At 68.5% G+C, this 16246-nt stretch carries 16 protein-coding genes, 1 tRNA gene and 1 pseudogene; 12 read left to right on the plus strand and 6 right to left on the minus strand.

All coding sequences use genetic code 11. The features are described 5' to 3' along the window. Positions 1 to 40: 40 nt before the first annotated feature. The 5 genes from K3G64_RS13680 to K3G64_RS13700 all read left to right on the plus strand — a co-directional run bounded on the left by K3G64_RS13680 (position 41) and on the right by K3G64_RS13700 (position 4366). On the plus strand, positions 41 to 952 hold the full coding sequence (locus K3G64_RS13680) for a UTP--glucose-1-phosphate uridylyltransferase (RefSeq protein ID WP_238885010.1): 912 nt from the start codon (positions 41 to 43) through the stop codon (positions 950 to 952). Between the two features lie 27 nt (positions 953 to 979). Then, entirely contained in the window at positions 980 to 2239 is a 1260-nt protein-coding gene (glp, locus tag K3G64_RS13685; RefSeq protein WP_238885012.1) for a molybdotransferase-like divisome protein Glp, read from the plus strand. A gap of 23 nt (positions 2240 to 2262) precedes the next feature. Beyond that, positions 2263 to 2910: a GNAT family N-acetyltransferase gene (locus K3G64_RS13690; RefSeq protein WP_238885014.1), complete on the plus strand. Its 648-nt coding sequence runs from the start codon at positions 2263 to 2265 to the stop codon at positions 2908 to 2910. 226 nt (positions 2911 to 3136) lie between these two features. Next, positions 3137 to 4231, plus strand: a complete 1095-nt coding sequence (sepX, locus tag K3G64_RS13695; RefSeq protein ID WP_238885015.1) for a divisome protein SepX/GlpR — start codon at positions 3137 to 3139, stop codon at positions 4229 to 4231. Between the two features lie 62 nt (positions 4232 to 4293). Then, positions 4294 to 4366: transfer RNA gene (locus K3G64_RS13700), tRNA-Ala, on the plus strand. Positions 4367 to 4443: 77 nt separating this feature from the next. Here the strand turns inward: K3G64_RS13700 and K3G64_RS13705 are convergent. Together K3G64_RS13705 and K3G64_RS13710 are read right to left on the minus strand one after the other, a co-directional pair. Beyond that, positions 4444 to 5268, minus strand: coding sequence for a hypothetical protein (locus K3G64_RS13705; protein WP_238950652.1), 825 nt, complete (start codon positions 5266 to 5268; stop codon positions 4444 to 4446). Then, positions 5268 to 5858 carry a TetR/AcrR family transcriptional regulator gene (locus K3G64_RS13710; RefSeq protein WP_238885017.1) on the minus strand — a complete coding sequence of 197 codons (591 nt, stop codon included), beginning with the start codon at positions 5856 to 5858 and terminating at the stop codon, positions 5268 to 5270. Before K3G64_RS13710 ends, K3G64_RS13705 begins: the two co-directional genes overlap by 1 nt. 159 nt (positions 5859 to 6017) lie before the next feature. On the opposite strand from K3G64_RS13710, the gene K3G64_RS13715 reads away from it, so the two are divergent. The 4 genes and pseudogenes from K3G64_RS13715 to K3G64_RS13730 all read left to right on the plus strand — a co-directional run bounded on the left by K3G64_RS13715 (position 6018) and on the right by K3G64_RS13730 (position 10355). Continuing rightward, positions 6018 to 6662 (plus strand): DUF4396 domain-containing protein, encoded by a 645-nt coding sequence (locus K3G64_RS13715; protein ID WP_238885019.1) that lies wholly within the window; start codon positions 6018 to 6020, stop codon positions 6660 to 6662. Between the two features lie 235 nt (positions 6663 to 6897). Next, positions 6898 to 7896, plus strand: coding sequence for a GNAT family N-acetyltransferase (locus K3G64_RS13720; protein ID WP_238885020.1), 999 nt, complete (start codon positions 6898 to 6900; stop codon positions 7894 to 7896). Then, positions 7896 to 8591 (plus strand): annotated as a pseudogene (locus K3G64_RS13725) (shikimate 5-dehydrogenase). The gene K3G64_RS13720 and the pseudogene K3G64_RS13725 overlap by 1 nt, the downstream one beginning before the upstream one ends. A 201-nt stretch (positions 8592 to 8792) precedes the next feature. Continuing rightward, positions 8793 to 10355, plus strand: a complete 1563-nt coding sequence (locus tag K3G64_RS13730; RefSeq protein ID WP_238885021.1) for a PE-PPE domain-containing protein — start codon at positions 8793 to 8795, stop codon at positions 10353 to 10355. A gap of 2 nt (positions 10356 to 10357) precedes the next feature. Here K3G64_RS13730 and K3G64_RS13735 read toward each other — a convergent pair whose 3' ends face one another. Then, on the minus strand, positions 10358 to 10729 hold the full coding sequence (locus K3G64_RS13735; protein ID WP_370647199.1) for a hypothetical protein: 372 nt from the start codon (positions 10727 to 10729) through the stop codon (positions 10358 to 10360). 25 nt (positions 10730 to 10754) lie between these two features. On the opposite strand from K3G64_RS13735, the gene K3G64_RS13740 reads away from it, so the two are divergent. Both K3G64_RS13740 and K3G64_RS13745 read left to right on the plus strand, forming a co-directional pair. Then, positions 10755 to 11390, plus strand: a complete 636-nt coding sequence (locus tag K3G64_RS13740) for a DUF5642 family protein (protein ID WP_238885023.1) — start codon at positions 10755 to 10757, stop codon at positions 11388 to 11390. Positions 11391 to 11419: 29 nt separating this feature from the next. Beyond that, a complete protein-coding gene (locus tag K3G64_RS13745) occupies positions 11420 to 12082 on the plus strand; it encodes a DUF5642 family protein (RefSeq protein ID WP_238885024.1) in 663 nt (220 codons plus the stop codon). Here K3G64_RS13745 and K3G64_RS13750 read toward each other — a convergent pair. Beyond that, the gene (locus K3G64_RS13750) at positions 12079 to 12675 is read right to left on the minus strand and encodes an alpha-ketoglutarate-dependent dioxygenase AlkB (protein WP_238885026.1); all 597 of its coding nucleotides are present in this window, start codon (positions 12673 to 12675) and stop codon (positions 12079 to 12081) included. The genes K3G64_RS13745 and K3G64_RS13750 overlap by 4 nt on opposite strands. 28 nt (positions 12676 to 12703) lie before the next feature. Further along, positions 12704 to 13138, minus strand: a complete 435-nt coding sequence (soxR, locus tag K3G64_RS13755; protein WP_238885028.1) for a redox-sensitive transcriptional activator SoxR — start codon at positions 13136 to 13138, stop codon at positions 12704 to 12706. Positions 13139 to 13160: 22 nt separating this feature from the next. Between soxR and arcA the strand changes: the two genes are divergently transcribed. Beyond that, on the plus strand, positions 13161 to 14396 hold the full coding sequence (gene arcA / locus K3G64_RS13760; protein WP_238885030.1) for an arginine deiminase: 1236 nt from the start codon (positions 13161 to 13163) through the stop codon (positions 14394 to 14396). A gap of 246 nt (positions 14397 to 14642) precedes the next feature. On the opposite strand, the gene K3G64_RS13765 is transcribed toward arcA, so the two are convergent. Further along, positions 14643 to 16184 carry a dolichyl-phosphate-mannose--protein mannosyltransferase gene (locus K3G64_RS13765; protein ID WP_238885032.1) on the minus strand — a complete coding sequence of 514 codons (1542 nt, stop codon included), beginning with the start codon at positions 16182 to 16184 and terminating at the stop codon, positions 14643 to 14645. Positions 16185 to 16246: the final 62 nt, after the last annotated feature.

Raw genomic sequence — 16246 nt, forward strand, 5'->3', positions numbered from 1 at the left:
CCGCAGGTTCAACCGACTCAAGGAGGTTAGTGTGTGAACGATGACACGGCCTCTGGTACCGATTCCTTACACAGCGGTGGTCCCCGCGGCGGGGTTGGGAACGCGGTTCCTGCCCGCGACCAAGACGGTGCCCAAGGAGCTGTTGCCCGTCGTCGACACCCCCGGCATCGAACTGGTCGCCGCCGAGGCGGCCGAGGCCGGTGCCCAACGCCTCATCATCGTCACATCCGAGGGCAAGGACGGTGTCGTCGCCCACTTCGTCGAGGACCTGGTTCTCGAGGGAACGCTGGAGGCGCGCGGCAAACAGTCGATGCTGGAGAAGGTCCGGCGCGCGCCCGCGCTGATCAAGGTGGAGTCGGTGGTGCAGGCCGAACCGCTCGGCCTGGGCCACGCGGTCAGCTGCGTCGAGGGCTGCCTCGCGCCTGAGGAGGACGCCATCGCGGTACTGCTGCCCGACGACCTGGTGCTGCCCACCGGCGTTCTGGAGACCATGTCGAAGGTTCGCGCCAAGCGCGGCGGTTCGGTGTTGTGCGCGATCGAGGTGCCGCTCGACGAGATCAGCGCCTACGGCGTGTTCGACGTCGAACCGGTCGAAGACACCAACAACCCGAATGTGATGCGCGTCAAGGGCATGTTCGAGAAGCCCAAGGCCGAGGACGCGCCGTCACCGTACGCCGCGGCCGGACGCTACGTGCTGGACCGGGCTATCTTCGATGCGCTCAAGCGGGTACCGCGCGGGGCGGGTGGCGAGATCCAGCTCACCGACGCCGTCGCCCTACTGATCAACGAGGGCCATCCGGTGCACGTGGTGATACACCGCGGCTCTCGACACGACCTCGGAAATCCCGGCGGCTACCTCAAGGCTGCGGTTGACTTTGCGTTGGAGCGCGACGACTACGGGCCAGAACTGCGCCGGTGGTTGGTGGAGCGATTGGGGCTCGTCGACTGCTGAGGCCCTGACGCATAGATAAGGGGTTCGGTGCGTTCGGTCGAAGAACAGCAGGCACGGGTGGCAGCTGCGGCGGTGGCGCCGCGCCCGGTTCGGGTGGCGATCGCCGAAGCGCAGGGTCTGATGTGCGCGGAGGAGGTCGTCACCGAACGGCCCCTGCCGGGATTCGATCAGGCCGCCATCGACGGTTATGCCGTGCGCAGCGTCGACGTGCTCGGCATCGGTGGCGCGGACGAGGGTGAGGAACCGGCCGAGCGCGAGGTGAGCCTGCCGGTGATGGGCGTCATCGAGGCGGGCGCACGCACGCCCAGCCGGCTGCAGCCTCGCCAGGCGGCCCGGGTGCAGACGGGCGCGCCGATGCCGACGCTGGCCGACGCGGTGCTGCCGCTGCGGTGGACCGACGGCGGCGATGCGCGGGTTACGGTGCTGCGCGGCGTGCGGTCGGGCGCCTACGTCCGTCGTACCGGCGACGACGTCCAACCCGGCGATGTCGCGGTGCGGGCTGGCACCATCATCGGGCCGGCGCAGGTGGGGCTGCTGGCCGCCGTCGGCCGTGAGCGCGCGCTGGTGCATCCGCGGCCGCGGCTGTCGGTGCTGTCGGTCGGTGGTGAGCTCGTCGACATCTCGCGCACGCCCGGCAACGGCCAGGTCTACGACGTCAATTCCTACGCCCTCGCTGCGGCGGGGCGTGACGCCGGCGCCGAGGTGAACCGGGTGGGCATCGTCGACACCGATCCCAAGAAGTTGCGCGAGGTCGTCGAGGGTCAGGTCAACCGCGCGGAGGTCGTCGTCATCGCCGGCGCAGTCGGCGGCGCGGCCGCAGAGGGGGTGCGCAGCGTGCTCGCCGGGCTCGGGGAGATGGAGGTGACCCGCATCGCGATGCACCCCGGTTCGGTGCAGGGCTTCGGCCAGCTCGGCCGCGACCGGGTGCCGGTGTTCCTGCTGCCCGCGAACCCGGTGAGCGCGTTGGTGGTGTTCGAGGTGATGGTGCGTCCGCTGATCCGGCTGTCGTTGGGCAAGCGGCAGGCGCATCGGCGCGTCGTGGCGGCGCGTGCGTTGTCGCCGATCAGTTCGGTGGCCGGGCGCAAGGGTTACCTGCGTGGTCAGTTGATGCGTGATCAGGACACCGGGGAGTACCTGGTGCAGGCGTTGGGCGGCGGGCCGGGCGCCTCGTCGCATCTGCTGGCCACCCTGGCCGAGGCGAACTGCCTGGTCGTCGTGCCGAGCGAGGCCGAGCAGATCCGCACCGGCGAGATCGTCGACGTCGCCTTCCTGGCCCAGCGCGGCTGATCCGCACCGGGTCGAGGTCGAGCATGTGGCGGTCCAGTTCACTGCATCCGGGTTGGCCGCAGTCCGCGGGGCCCCTGCGGGTGCGCGCCGGGGTGGTGCGGCTGCGGCCGGTCCGGCTGCGTGACGGCGCACAGTGGAGCCGCCTGCGTCTAGCCGACCGAGCGCACCTCGAACCTTGGGAGCCGGCCGCCGGGATGGAGTGGGAGGCGAGGCACGCGATCACGTCATGGCCGTCGGTGTGCTCCGGGTTGCGGTCAGAGGCGCGCAAGGGCCGGATGTTGCCGTATGTGATCGAGTTGAACGGTCATTTCGTCGGCCAGCTCACCATCGGCAACGTCACCCATGGCGCTTTGCGGTCGGCGTGGATCGGCTACTGGGTGGCCCGCTCGTTCGTCGGCGGCGGAATCGCAACGGCGGCAGTGGCGTTGGGGCTCGACCACTGCTTCAGCCGGGTCTCGCTGCACCGGGTCGAGGCCACCGTGCGCCCGGAGAACGCGGCGAGCCGGGCGGTCCTGGCGAAGGTCGGGTTCCGCGAGGAGGGGCTCCTGCGCAGGTACCTGGAGGTCGATGGGGCCTGGCGGGATCACCTGCTGGTCGCGATCACCGTCGAGGAGGTCTCCGGTTCGGCAGCCGCGGCGCTGGTGCGCCAGGGCCGCGCCACCTGGGCATAGGCGACGCGCCGCGCCGGCAAGTCGCGGCCGGAACCGCCCCGTCGAGCAAAACCCCGGCGGCGGTACCGATCTCGCGGTTGTGGCCACTAGGGCGCTGTTGCAAATGTGACATAAGTGACAGATGGTGCTTGTCAGAGGGAAATTACAGGTGTGTAATTGTCTCGGCGCGCCGCCCACGGATGCGCAGGTCACGGACCTAGCCTTATCGGGGAAAGGAGCAGGCGACATGCCAAGCATCCCCCAGTCTCTTCTGTGGATCTCTCTCGTCGTCCTCTGGCTTTTCGTGCTCGTGCCGATGCTGATCAGCAAGCGCGACGCTGTCCGCCGAACCAGTGACGTCGCGCTGGCGACGCGTGTGCTCAACAGCGGCCGCAACGCCCGTCGGCTCAGGCGGCAGGGCCCGGCGGCCGGCCATGCCAGTGACCCGGAGTGGCGCCCGGCCGACGAGGTCGATGCTGACGACGACGCTGAGCTCGATGCTGACGTCGACGAACTGGGCCGCAAGCCGGCCGGTCGGACACTGGTGCGCGCGGCCGTCGTCGAGGACGCCGTCGAACGCGAGGCCGGCGAGGAATCCGAGTACCTCGACGTCGACGTGGTGAACGAGGACTCCGCAGCGCTGCCGGTGGGCCGCAGCAGCGCACCGCGATCGGATGAAACCGACGCGCTGCCACTGGATTTCGGTGACTCCGCGGACGCTGACGATGAGGTGATCGCGCAGGACGACCACGATGCCGAGGCGCCGGCCGGCGAAGAATCCGATGAGGAAGCACCGGTCGCCGAGGCCGAACAAGCGGAAGCCGAGGACGACGAGTACGAGTACGTCGAGGACTCGTCCGGGCTGGAGGCGCCGTCGGAGGCCGACCTGCAGATGGCCGACTCGCTGAGTGCCGCGCGCAGGCGCCGGTATGAGTCGAAGACGGCGGCGGCGGTCAGCGAGCGCAAGTACAAGTTCCGCAAGCGCATGCTCACGTTGATGGCGGTGCTGCTGGTCGCCACCGCGACGGCCGCGTTCACGCTGGCCCCGGGGATGTGGTGGCTGTTCGGCGCGGTCGCGGGAGTGACGCTGCTCTATCTGGCCTATCTGCGTCGCCAGACCCGTATCGAGGAGCGGTTGCGGCGCAGGCGCGCGCAGCGGGTCGCCCGGTCGAGGCTGGGTGTGGAGAACACCGACGACCGCGAATTCGATGTCGTGCCGTCGCGCCTACGGCGACCGGGTTCGGTGGTGTTGGAGATCGACGACGAGGACCCGGTGTTCGAGCACCTGGACTACGTCCCGTTTGCCCGGCACTTCGACCTGCCACGCGCGGCGGGACAGTAGCCGACTCGACGTCGTCGATTTACGGCGATCCTGTGGTGGCTGGTAACCTGCTACCGGTATCAGGGGCTATGGCGCAGTTGGTAGCGCGACTCGTTCGCATCGAGTAGGTCAGGGGTTCGATTCCCCTTAGCTCCACAACGTTTGAGCAGGTCAGGGCATGGAGGGGCGCCGCCGACAACCTGCGCACAGACCTTTGAGCGCGTCGAGTCAGGTCACGGGTGTGCCACGAGGTAGGTCTCGTTGTCCAGTCCCGCGGTGAGTTCGTCGACGTCGAACGGCCGGTCGAGCCGCGCGCGCAGCGCCTGCGGGTCGATCAGCAGGCTGATCTCGGCGGTCTGACGGGCGAAGAGGCGCCCGATGAGTGGGTAGAGCCGTCGCATCACCGCCCGTTCCGCGGGTGTGCACCGCGAAGCGCAATAGCCGACGTGCCCGATCTCGTCGGTGAGGATCTCGCTGTACAGCAGTTCGATTCGCTCGGACACCTCCGGTTCGTCGGCGAACAACTCGACGCCGACGCGGCGCAGTTCGTCGAACATGATGCAGCCAGCCATCTCTGCGGCCCCGACGAACATGAAGCTGAGTCGCTCGGGAAGGAACACGCCCGTCTTGACGAACTGCCGTAGCACGAACGGCGGCGGGACCACCTGGAAGGTCAGGTCGAAAACGTCGAGGACATAGGCCAGTAACCGGGTGTGATAGTGCTCCTCCAACTCGAGGTAGACATTCTCGGGCGGCAGGTCCTCATCGCTGTTGAGCCCGTAGGTTTCGCCCAGTCCGACACCGAAGCGTTCGGCCTGGTTCAGCTTGGCGGTCGCGAGCAGGAACAGCATCTTTCGGTCCAGGCCGGCCTCCGGTCGGCGACGACGCAGATTGCGCAGGAATGTCGACCGGTCAGCCGGACTTGCGGAGCGGACCGGCTTCTCTTCGAGTTCGGTGAAGAACCGCTCGCGGTTGGCCAGCCGTCGGTTGAGCAGATCGGCTTCGCCGTCTCGTCTGCTCAGAAACTCCCGGTAGCCTTCGATGCCGGTGCCGCTCATCATTTCTCCATTCCTTCGACAATTGTTGTCACATAACGGCTCAGCAGCCCGGCATCGTGCGCTCCGGTGGCCAACAGCGCGAACAGTCCGGTCAGGAAAAACATCGAGAGTTCGCCGGCATCGCGGTCGGGGGCGACCCGGCCCCGCTTCTGCGCCCGGTCGATCACACCCGTCAGGAACTCCGCCAACGGATGCTGCGCCAGTTCCTCTTCGACCGGGCGCGTCGAGGAGAAGTGCAGTCCCAGCATGTCTCGGAAAACAGTTGCACCCAAGCGCCGTTCGGCCTCGAGAACATGTTCGACCACCGCGAAGAGAACGGCCCTCAGCTCCCCGGCGCCAGCATCGAGTTCACCGACGATGCGGGCTTCCTCGTTGTGCTCCAACTCGGCGAGGACGTGTTCCTTGGTCGGGAAGTGGAAGTAGAACGTCCCCCGTACCACGCCCGCCGCGGCGGCGATCGCGCTGACATCAGCGGCGGCCAGCCCGCGCAGGGAGATCTCCGCCAGGGCCGCGTCGAACAGTCGCGCGCGAGTCTCGAGCCGGCGCGCTTGGCGGACCCCACCGGCTGCGGTGGCGGACGAAGGACTCATGCTGTCACCCTAGCCGTAAACACTGACGACCGTCAATGACGGTCGTCAACCAGTTCCTCGATGCGGGTAGGTGCGCGACGGGGGCTTCCGCCGCTTGCCTCGCTGCGCCGCGGAGCGTACGGTGGGTATACCCCTAGGGGGTATACAAGAGGAGGCATGATGAGCGTGCACTACGACCAAACACCCGACCACGCGCACGACCACGCCGATCACGGCGACAACGTCGACTCGATGGCGCTCAGCGCGACGTTGCACTGCCTGACGGGATGCGCGATCGGCGAGATCGCGGGGCTGGTCATCGGTACGGCCGTGGGGCTGAGCAACCTGGCCACCATCGCCCTCGCGGTCGCTCTGGCGTTCCTGTTCGGCTACACCTTCTCGACGCTGCCGCTACTGCGGGCCGGCGTGGCGCTGGGCACGGCGCTCAGTGTGGTACTGGCCGCCGACACGCTGTCGATCCTGACCATGGAGATCGTCGACAACGCGGTGATGGCCGTCATCCCGGGCGCGATGGACGCCGGCCTGGTCAATCCGGTCTTCTGGATCGGCATGATGGTCGCATTGACCGCAGCGTTCGTCGCCGCCTACCCGGTGAACCGCCACCTGTTACGGAAAGGCAAGGGACACGCGCTCACTCACCAGTATCACGGTGGATCGGTCCCGGTCGGCGCGCGCAGATTCATCCCGGCGTTCGGCACCGGTGTCCTGGTCGCGGCCGTCGTCGCCTTCATGCTGGGCGGTCTGGTGGTGTCGGTCGCCGACGGGATCATGGGCTCAGGGCCCGCCGCCACGCATGCACGCTGAGCAGTCGCGGTTCAGACGTTCAGGACCTGCGCCCTGCTCTTTCGTAGGGAGCCGAGGGCCGAGCAGGTGACCTGTCCACCTGTTCAGATGTTTCGATAACCTCAAGTTGCGGGCGGTCGTGGACCGACATCGATGCAGCAGATCGTGCGGCGGCTTGCATCCGGCGGGTGGCTAGCACCACGACCGGCCCGCGCCAACCTTGCTCGCCCGATCGGCCTGCCCGTAGCCTCGTGGCGTGGCCGGCCTGGCCGGCGTGCGCGCCGAGGAACTCACCGCCCTGCAGGTCTTCGCCGGTTATCCCGCCGAGGCCCTGGCGCCCCTCGCCGCTCAGCTGCGGCCGTTGGTGGCGGCCGGCGGGCAGGTGCTCATGCAGCAGGGCGAGCTGGCGGTGTCGTTCCTGTTGATCGGTTCCGGCGAGGCCGAGGTCACCCACACCGACGTCAGCAGCCACGACACCGTCGCGACGCTGACGGCCGGGATGATCGTCGGTGAGATCGCCCTGCTCCGCGATACCACCCGCACCGCGACCGTGGTCGCCACAAGCGCGCTGACCGGCTGGGTGGGCGGGCGCGAGGCGTTCGCCACCTTGCTCGCCATTCCCGGCATGCTCGACAGGCTGCTCAGCACCGCCCGGCAGCGGCTGGCCGCCTTCATCGCACCGGTGCCGGTCCGCCTGCGAGACGGCACGCAGCTCAGTCTGCGCCCGGTCCTTCCCGGTGACAACGCGCGCACCGCGAGCGGACCCGTCGAGTTCTCCAGCGAGACGCTGTACCGCCGCTTCCAATCCGTTCGGGTACCGACCCCGTCCTTGATGCGCTACCTGTTCGAGGTCGACTACGTCCATCACTTCGTCTGGGTGATGACCGACGGACCGGACGGCCCGGTGGTCGCGGACGCGCGGTTCGTGCGCGAGGAGAACGAGCCGGGCACCGCGGAGGTCGCGTTCATCGTCGCCGACGCCTACCAGCACCGCGGGATCGGGTCGTTCCTCATGGGCGCGCTCGCCATCGCGGCCGATTACCATGGCGTGCAACGGTTCACCGCACGCGTCCTCAACGACAACTATCCGATGCGGGCCATCCTCGACCGGTTCGGAGCCCGCTGGCAGCGAGATGATCTCGGTGTCGTCACCACGGTGATCGACGTGCCACGCCCCCCGGATCCGCCGTTCACCGGGAAGTTGACGAAGGACATACGGGGAGTGACGCGTCAAGTCGTGCGGGCGGTCGGTTGATGCGGGTGCCGTTGAACAGGCACACCCGTGTGTGCATCTCACTGTCGAGCCGGCCGAGCAACATCGGCACGCGGTTCCACAACTATCTCTACGACCTGCTCGGCCTCGACTTCATCTACAAAGCCTTCGCCACAACGGATCTCGCCGCCGCGATCGGCGGTGTGCGCGCACTGGGCATCCGGGGTTGTTCGGTGTCGATGCCGTTCAAACAGGACGTGCTCGAACTCGTCGACGAGGTGGAGCCCTCGGCACGATCGATCCACGCGGTGAACACCATCGTCAATGACACGTCGACGCCCGGAGGTCGGCTGACAGCCTCCAACACCGACTACCTGGCTGTGCAACGCCTCATCGACGACCACGGGCTGCACCCATGGGGTATCGCCACTTACCCGAGTCGCGGTCGCACCGCGCCGACATACTCGTCAACGTCACGCCGATCGGCATGGCCGGCGGCCCACACGAACACGATCACGCGTTCGATCGGACTGTGGTCGCCAACGCGCACACAGTGTTCGACGTGGTGGCGACGCAAGGAGACACCGCTGATCAAGGCCGCGCGAGCGGTGAAGGCGAACGTCATCACCGGCGCCGAAGTGATCGCCCTGCAAGCCGCCGAGCAGTTCGAGCGCTACACCGGCGTGCGGCTTACAGCCGAACAGGTGGCGGCGGCTGCCGCGGTGTCGCGCGCCTGACGCCACGACGGTGGCGTGCGCCTGTGCTGCACCGGCTGAAGCCCCCATCAATTTGCTCGACGACCAGACGCATTTCGCCGCGAACCTCCCCGAACGTGTTGCAGGATGCATTTGTGCTGCAAGGCGGCGACGCGGCGGTTGTCACCGCTCGTCGCTCGCTTGCGCGCCGGCGCTTAACGCGACACGGGGGAGGTGTTCGGTATGCGTGTGGTCATCCGATCGATGGGGATGGCGTGCTTGGCCGTGCTCGGCACCGTCGTCCTCGCCGTGGCATGGACGGCCGCCACCACGGTCCAACTCGCGGCGACCGCGCTCATCATGGGCGGCAGCTTCCATCCGCTCAGCACGCCGCCCGACGATGCGGCGGGCTACGTCAACCCGTACCTGAACAACGCGGTGCTGGGCTTTGTCAACCCTGCGGCCTCCGCCCCCACGGGAACGGGTCATCCCGGCATCTCGCACGTCGCAGACGGCGATCCCTGGCTTGCGGTGATCACGCCGGAGGAGTTCTTCCCGATCTTCGGGTCGATGCCGCTGAACGAGTCGGTGACCGTTGGCCTGGTGAACCTGAGCAGTTGCGTGCGCGGAACCGGCTGCGAGGTCAACCGTGACGCTTTGATCGATCCGCAGCCGCCCGACGGACATCCGGCCGCCGACGACGAGTTCGCCATCTTCGGCTACTCGCAAAGTGCGTTGATCGCCGCTCTGCTCAAGCGCGACCTGATCGCGAACCCCGGACAGACGCCGACGGTCGCGTCGTTCTTCCTGCTCGCCAACCCGATGCGCCCCAACGGCGGCATTCTCGCGCGCAGCCCGGTCGGATTCACCGTCCCGATACTCGGCGTCACCTTCTACGGCCCGACGCCAACGAACAGCTGTGAAGCCGGCGCCTGCATGCCCACCGTCGACGCCGCCGCCCAGTACGACGCGCTGGGCGGCGACGCGCCCGCCAGCCTCACCAACCTGCTGGCGATCGTCAACGCCGCGGCGGGCTACCACTACTTGCACAGCACCCTCCAGCACGCGAGTTTCAACGACGCTCGCTACCAAGGCTCGTACGGCGACACCGACTACTACCTTTATCCGACGCAGCGGTTGCCGATCCTCATGCCGTTCGATGCGTTCGTGCCGTCGCCGATCCTGACCGCGCTCGACGCACCCCTTCGCGTGCTGATCGAAGGCGCCTACCGGCGAGACGTCAATCCGGGCATCGCCACCACGGTGAGTCTGCTGCCGTTCCACGATCCGATCCGGACCATCCTGAACCTTCTGCTGGCGATCCCGACCGGCATCGACGACGCGCTCGCCGAAGCCACCGGCAACCCCACCTTCCGGCCGCTGGGCACCGCCCCGGTGACCACCCCGTACGGCGTGGGTGGACCGCAGTTGCCGGCACCGCCGGACGAAGCGGAGGAGAACGAGGTGCTGTCGCTACGGACCGAACCCGTCGGACGCACCGACGAGGACGGGGCCGACGACGCGGCGGTCGGCACCGGCGCAGACGGCGAGGTCACCAGCGGCGACGACGGGGACGCGTCGGCGACATCGCGCGGCGGTGACGTCACGGACCCGCCCGAGCGACCGAGGATCCGTGGGCCCATCCAGTTCGACTCCGATGAGCAAGGTGATGTGCCGACGACCGAAGAATCCGGTACCGCGACGACCGCCGAGCCGGAACTCGACCAGGCCGCCGAGGAAGGCGCCGCCGACGCCGAGGAAGCCGCCGACGACGCTGGGGAGTCCGCGAACGCGGACGCTGCTTAGGGTCAGCGGCGATCGCAGTTCAGCGACACGCTGATCGACCTGCTGACCACGACGGTGACGACCTCGCGGTCATCGTCGTCGCCGACGACGAAGGTCTGCGTGACCTCCTGCGGGTTGCGCACGCTGGTCACGATGCACTGGTTGATTGGTGCGCTGCCTACCCGGTCGATGTTGACGTCGTAGCCCTGGGCCTCCAGATCGCTGATCGTCTGAAGCGGGTCGCGAGGTTGCGCGGGTTGCGCGACGGCGGCCCCCGCGGGGGCGAGGATCACACCCGCCGCCGCTGTTGCTGCCACACTCCATAGAGCACGCACGACAGCCTCCGTCCTGTGGAAGTAAATGTTGTTACTTGTTAATCGCCGCGCGGACCGCATCTGTTCCACGGCAGGACGGTCGTTGGTGTGTTCGACCGTCCTCGCCGTCGCTGCCTGTGCCGCTCCGTCGTCACCGCCGATGGACGCGGCGTCATCGCCGCAACCGTCGAGCCAGGTCAACCCGGCCAGGATCGACCGCGTCCGCGAGGAGCTGCCCTCCGACTACGAGACGGCCGAACTCTCCGGGCCGGTCAGCCCGGCCGTGCTGTGGGGCTACGGCACCGCGTGGAGCGCCGACCCGCCGCAGTGCGCCGCCCTGGCCGATCCCGTGGGCGCGGCGACGGCCGCCGGTTGGTCGGCGTCGGGGCCGGGTGGCATCGTCCATGCCGCCGTCGCGGCGTCGCGAGGCGCAGTCGACTCCGCGGTGCTCGCCGAGTGCCAGCAGTGGACGATCGTCGGTGGGCGGACCGCGGGCCGCGTCACGCGGGTGCCCGCACCGGCCCTGGCGCAGGCGACGGCCGTCGCGCTGGTGACCACCAGCACCACCGTCGTCGAGGGTGGCACCGAAACCCGATCCAAGTCCGACACGGTCACCGCCTATCTCGGCGAGCATGTCGCGTTCGTGTCCGTGGTGACCGATCCCGGCTCACCGACACCACAACTCGGCAGCGACTTCGCATCCGATCTCATCGTGAAAACGGTGTCGGCGTTGCGGGGTTGAGCTCAATTCGCAGAGTAGATTGTGCCGCGATGTCGAAGAGGGCTCTGCTCGCGGTCGCATGTGCCGGAGTGCTGACGGCGTGCGGGACCGGTCAGTCGGCGGACCTGTCCGATGCCGACATCGCCCGCGTCAAGGACGTCCAGTCGAGCTTCGGCGCCGACTTCACGGTGACCGATGTCGGACCGACCGGCATCGATCCGCGGCTGCTCGGACCGCAGTCGCTGCCGCAGGGGATGAGGTTCGATCCCGCCGACTGCGCGTCTTTTGCGAACCAGCAGACGGTGCCCGCGGGCGCCAAGGGCAACATGGCCGCCACCACGGCCGAGGGCGAGGGTAACCGGTTCATCGCGATCGCAGTGGAGACCTCGGAGGCCGCGACGGTCAACACGCCCGCGGAGAACTGCCACAGAGTGGGCTTCGCAGGGGGAGGGGTGCGCGGGCTGGTCGAGGTGGTCGAGGCGCCGCAGATCGACGGCGCGCAGACGCTGGGCACCCGCCGGGTGCTGCAGACCGCGGTCGGCGGCACGCCGCGCACCGGCGAGATCTATAACTATGTGGCGGGTTTCGGTCCGTTCGTGGTGATCGTGACGGCCAATCCGCTGGTGCTGCCGGATCAGCCGGTGGCGCCGGTCGACACCGCGCGCGCCCGCGACCTGCTGACAGCCGCGGTAGCCGCCGTCCGGGGCGCCTAGCGCACGTCGTGCGGCCGGAACTGGATGCTGATCCGCGGGCCGACCGGACGCGTCGTCTTGGGTATCGCGTGCTCCCAGGTGCGCTGGCACGAGCCGCCCATCACAAGGAGGTCGCCGTGGCGGTGGGCGAGCCGTAGTGACCTGCCGCCGCCACGCGGACGCAATGCGAAAGTCCTTGTGGCGCCCAGCCCGACGATGGCGACCATGGTGTCCTCGGTGCTGCTGCGTCCCACGGTGTCGCCGTGCCATGCGACGCTGTCGTCGCCGTCGCGGTACAGGCACAGGCCCGCGGTGGTGAACGGCTCGCCGAGCTCACCGGCGTACGCGTCGTTGAGCCGCCTGCGGATCTGTTTGAGCCGCGGGTGCGGGGCGGGAGCGTCGACCAGGTGGTGGAAGCTGACCAGCCGGGGCACGTCGACCACGCGGTCGTACATCGGCCTGCGCTCGGCGCGCCACGGGATGACCTCGGACAGCTCGCGAAACAGCGAGTCGGCGTCGTCGAGCCAGCCGGACCGGAAGTCGATCCAGGCGCCGTCGCCCAGGTGGCGTCGTTCCTCGTGCTCGAACAGCGAGCTCTGCAGAGCCAGCTCCATGCGGCAATCCTATCGCACAGGCGTTCGATCAGAGCTTGACGGCGCCGGGTCCCTGTTCGGAGAGCACGTCGCCGGGGTTCGTCAGCGCGCAGGTCTTCAGGCTCAGGCAGCCGCACCCAATGCATCCGGTGAGGTTGTCGCGCAGTCGTTGCAGGTGCATGATGCGGTCGTCGAGATCCTGGCGCCAGCCCGCGGACAGCCGGGCCCAGTCCTTGCTGGTCGGCACGCGGTCGGTGGGCAGGGTGGCAAGCGCCTCACGGATGCGCGCCAGCGGGATCCCGAGCCGTTGCGACATCCGGATGAACGCCACCCGCCGCAGCGTCTCGCGGGCGTAGCGTCGCTGATTGCCAGAGGTGCGCTTGCTGGCGATGAGGCCCTCGCGCTCGTAGAAGTGCAACGCCGACACGGCGACACCGCTGCGGAGCGACATCTCGCCGGGCGTCAGCTCATGGACCAATTCCATAACCTCAACGATAGTTGAGGGGATGTGGCGCCGATCTGCCGTTACGGTGCTACATGTGACGCTTGGCTGCGACTCCGAGGTCGGGCGGTTGCGCGCCGTCATCCTGCACCGGCCCGGCGCCGAGCTGCAGCGCCTGACGCCGCGCAACAACGACGCGCTGCTGTTCGACGGCCTGCCGTGGGTTGCGCGGGCCCAGCAGGAGCATGATGCGTTCGCGGCCCTGCTGGAGTCGCGCGGAGTCGAGGTACTGCTGCTGGCCGATCTGCTCACCGAGGCGCTGTCGCACAGCGGCGCTGCCAGGATGCACGGCATCGCGGCGGCGGTTGATCCGCGACGGCTGGGACTGCCGCTGGCGCACGAGCTTTCGGCGTACCTACGGATGCTCGACCCGGCGCCACTGGCCCGGGTGCTTATGGCGGGCATGACATTCAACGAGTTGCCGCTGTCCGGTGGTGAGCTGTCACTGGTGCGGCGAATGCACCACGGCGCCGACTTCGTCATCGACCCGCTGCCCAACTTGCTGTTCACCCGCGACTCGTCGTTCTGGATCGGGCCGCGGGTGGCGATCACGTCGCTGGCCCTGCCCGCCCGCGTGCGCGAGACGTCGCTGACCGACGTGATCTACGCCCACCATCCGCGGTTCCTCGGCGTGCGGCGCGCCTACGAGTCGCGCTCGGCGCCCGTCGAGGGCGGTGACGTGCTGCTGCTGGCGCCCGGTGTCCTGGCGGTGGGCGTCGGCGAGCGGACCACACCCGCCGGTGCGGAGGCGCTGGCGCGCAGCCTGTTCGACGACGACCTGGCGCACACGGTGCTGGCCGTGCCGATCGCGCAGGAACGGGCGCAGATGCACCTTGACACCGTGTGCACCATGGTCGACGTCGACGCCGTGGTGATGTATCCGGCGGTGGTGGACTCGTTGTCCGCGTTCACGATTCACCGTGACGGAGGCGGTGGCGTGCGGATCGACGACGAGGCGCCGTTCGTCACCGCTGCCGCTGCGGCGTTGGGCATCGACACGCTGCGCGTCATCGCGACCGGGTTGGATCCGGTGACGGCCGAGCGTGAGCAGTGGGACGACGGCAACAACACCCTGGCGGTCGCACCCGGTGTGGTGGTCGCCTACGAGCGCAACGTCGAGACCAACGCCCGCCTCGTCGACGCAGGCATCGAGGTGTTGCCGATCTCGGCGTCGGAACTAGGGACCGGGCGCGGCGGCCCGCGGTGCATGTCGTGTCCGGCGGCCCGCGATCCGCTCTAGTTCTTTGCGCTTCCCCCCGAAATAGCATTCCCGGTTGTTATGCGGGCGTTTTCACTGCCGCAGCTTCTCCCTCGCGAAGCGTCCATGCGTATCGCACGCGTGCCAGGTGCGATCCTTGCGATGCTGATCGCCAGTGAGAACTCATGGCTGTGGATGACCCAGAATCACGGCCCTGAATGCTATTTCGCGGCTGACCGGCCCGGGTGACCGGCCCGGTGGCGATCGGCCCGGTGGACCAGCGGATGACTACCGCCAGGATGGCAGCCAGATCTGCATGTTCCACGTCGCCTGCGAGATCGGGATGCCCGTCAGGATCGGATACATCCAGGCGAAGTTCGTCAGCACAAGTGCCACATAGCAACTCGCCGCGATCAGCCCGAGCGTTCGCCGCTCGGCGTTCTGGTTCGGCTTGTGCAGGATGTCGCCGAGGATCAGCGCGACCATCATCACCAGGAACGGCGCCATCGTCGCGGCATAGAAGAAGTACATCTGGCGGTCGATGTCGGCGAACCACGGCAGAAAGCCCGCGCTGTAGCCCGTCAGCGCAACGGCATAGCGCCAGTCGCGGCGCACTAACGCCCGCCACACCGCCCACGCCAGCACCGGCACCGCCAGGAACCACATCGCGGGCGTGCCCACCAGCATCACGGCCTTGACACACGACTGTGCGCCACAACCCGCCACGTCCTGGTTGTCGATCGCATACAACACCGGCCGCAGCGACATCGGCCAGGTCCACGGCTTGGATTCCCACGGGTGATGGTTGCCGTCGGCGTTGGTCAGCCCGGAATGGAACTTGTAGGCGCCGTAGGTGTAGTGCCACAGCGAGCGCACCGCGTCGGGCAGCGGCAACACGCTGTCCTGGCCGATCGACTGGCCGACCTCGTGCCGGTTCACGGCCGTCTCGGAGGCGAACCACGGCGTGTAGGAGGCCAGGTACACCGCGAACGGGATCAACACCAACGCATACAGGGACGGGCCGAGATCACGCCGGAGCGCCCCCAGCCACGGCCTGCCGACGCGGTACCGGCGGCGCGCCGCGATGTCGAACGCCAGCGTCATGACGCCGAAGAACGCGACGAAGTACAACCCCGACCACTTCGTCGCGCACGCCAAGCCGAGCAGCACGCCGGCGCCGAACCGCCACCAGCGCACGCCCAGTCGCGGGCCCCACGGCGTCTCGGTGATGCGTCCCTCGAGCAGCGCGACGTGCATCCGCTCGCGCACCTGGTCCCGGTCGACGATCAGGCAGCCGAACGCCGCCACCACGAATGCGACCAGGAAACCGTCGAGCAGCGCCGTGCGGGCCGTCACGAAGCTCACCCCGTCGGCGATCAACAGCAGCCCGGCGATGCCGCCGACCATCGTCGACCGGCTGATCCGCCGCACGATCCGCGCCACAAGCAGCACCATGATCACACCGCATACCGCGCCGGAGAACCGCCAGCCCAGACCGGTGTAGCCGAAGATCGCCTCGCCGACCGCCATCAGCTGCTTGCCGAGGGGTGGGTGCACCACCAGCCCGTAGCCCGGGTTGTCCTCGACGCCGTGGTTGTGCAGCATCTGCCAGGCCTGCGGCGCGTAGTGCTTCTCGTCGAAGATCGGCGTGCCCGCGTCGGTCGGCGAGCCGAGGTTGAGGAAGCGCGTCACGGCGGCCAGGGCGGTGATGACGGCGGTCATCGCCCAGCCCTGGAGGCGGTCCACGGGGCCGAAGTCGGCAACGGGCACCTGCGGCGCCGGGCTGATGACGGGGACCGCGCGCGGCGCTTGGGTGGCGGGGGCGGTCACGACAGCGATCGTAGGCTGTCGGCTGTGGCAGATCCCGGGTCGTCCCCAGCACTACGTGCGGG

The organism is Mycobacterium sp. IDR2000157661 (assembly GCF_022317005.1).
GTDB lineage: Bacteria > Actinomycetota > Actinomycetes > Mycobacteriales > Mycobacteriaceae > Mycobacterium.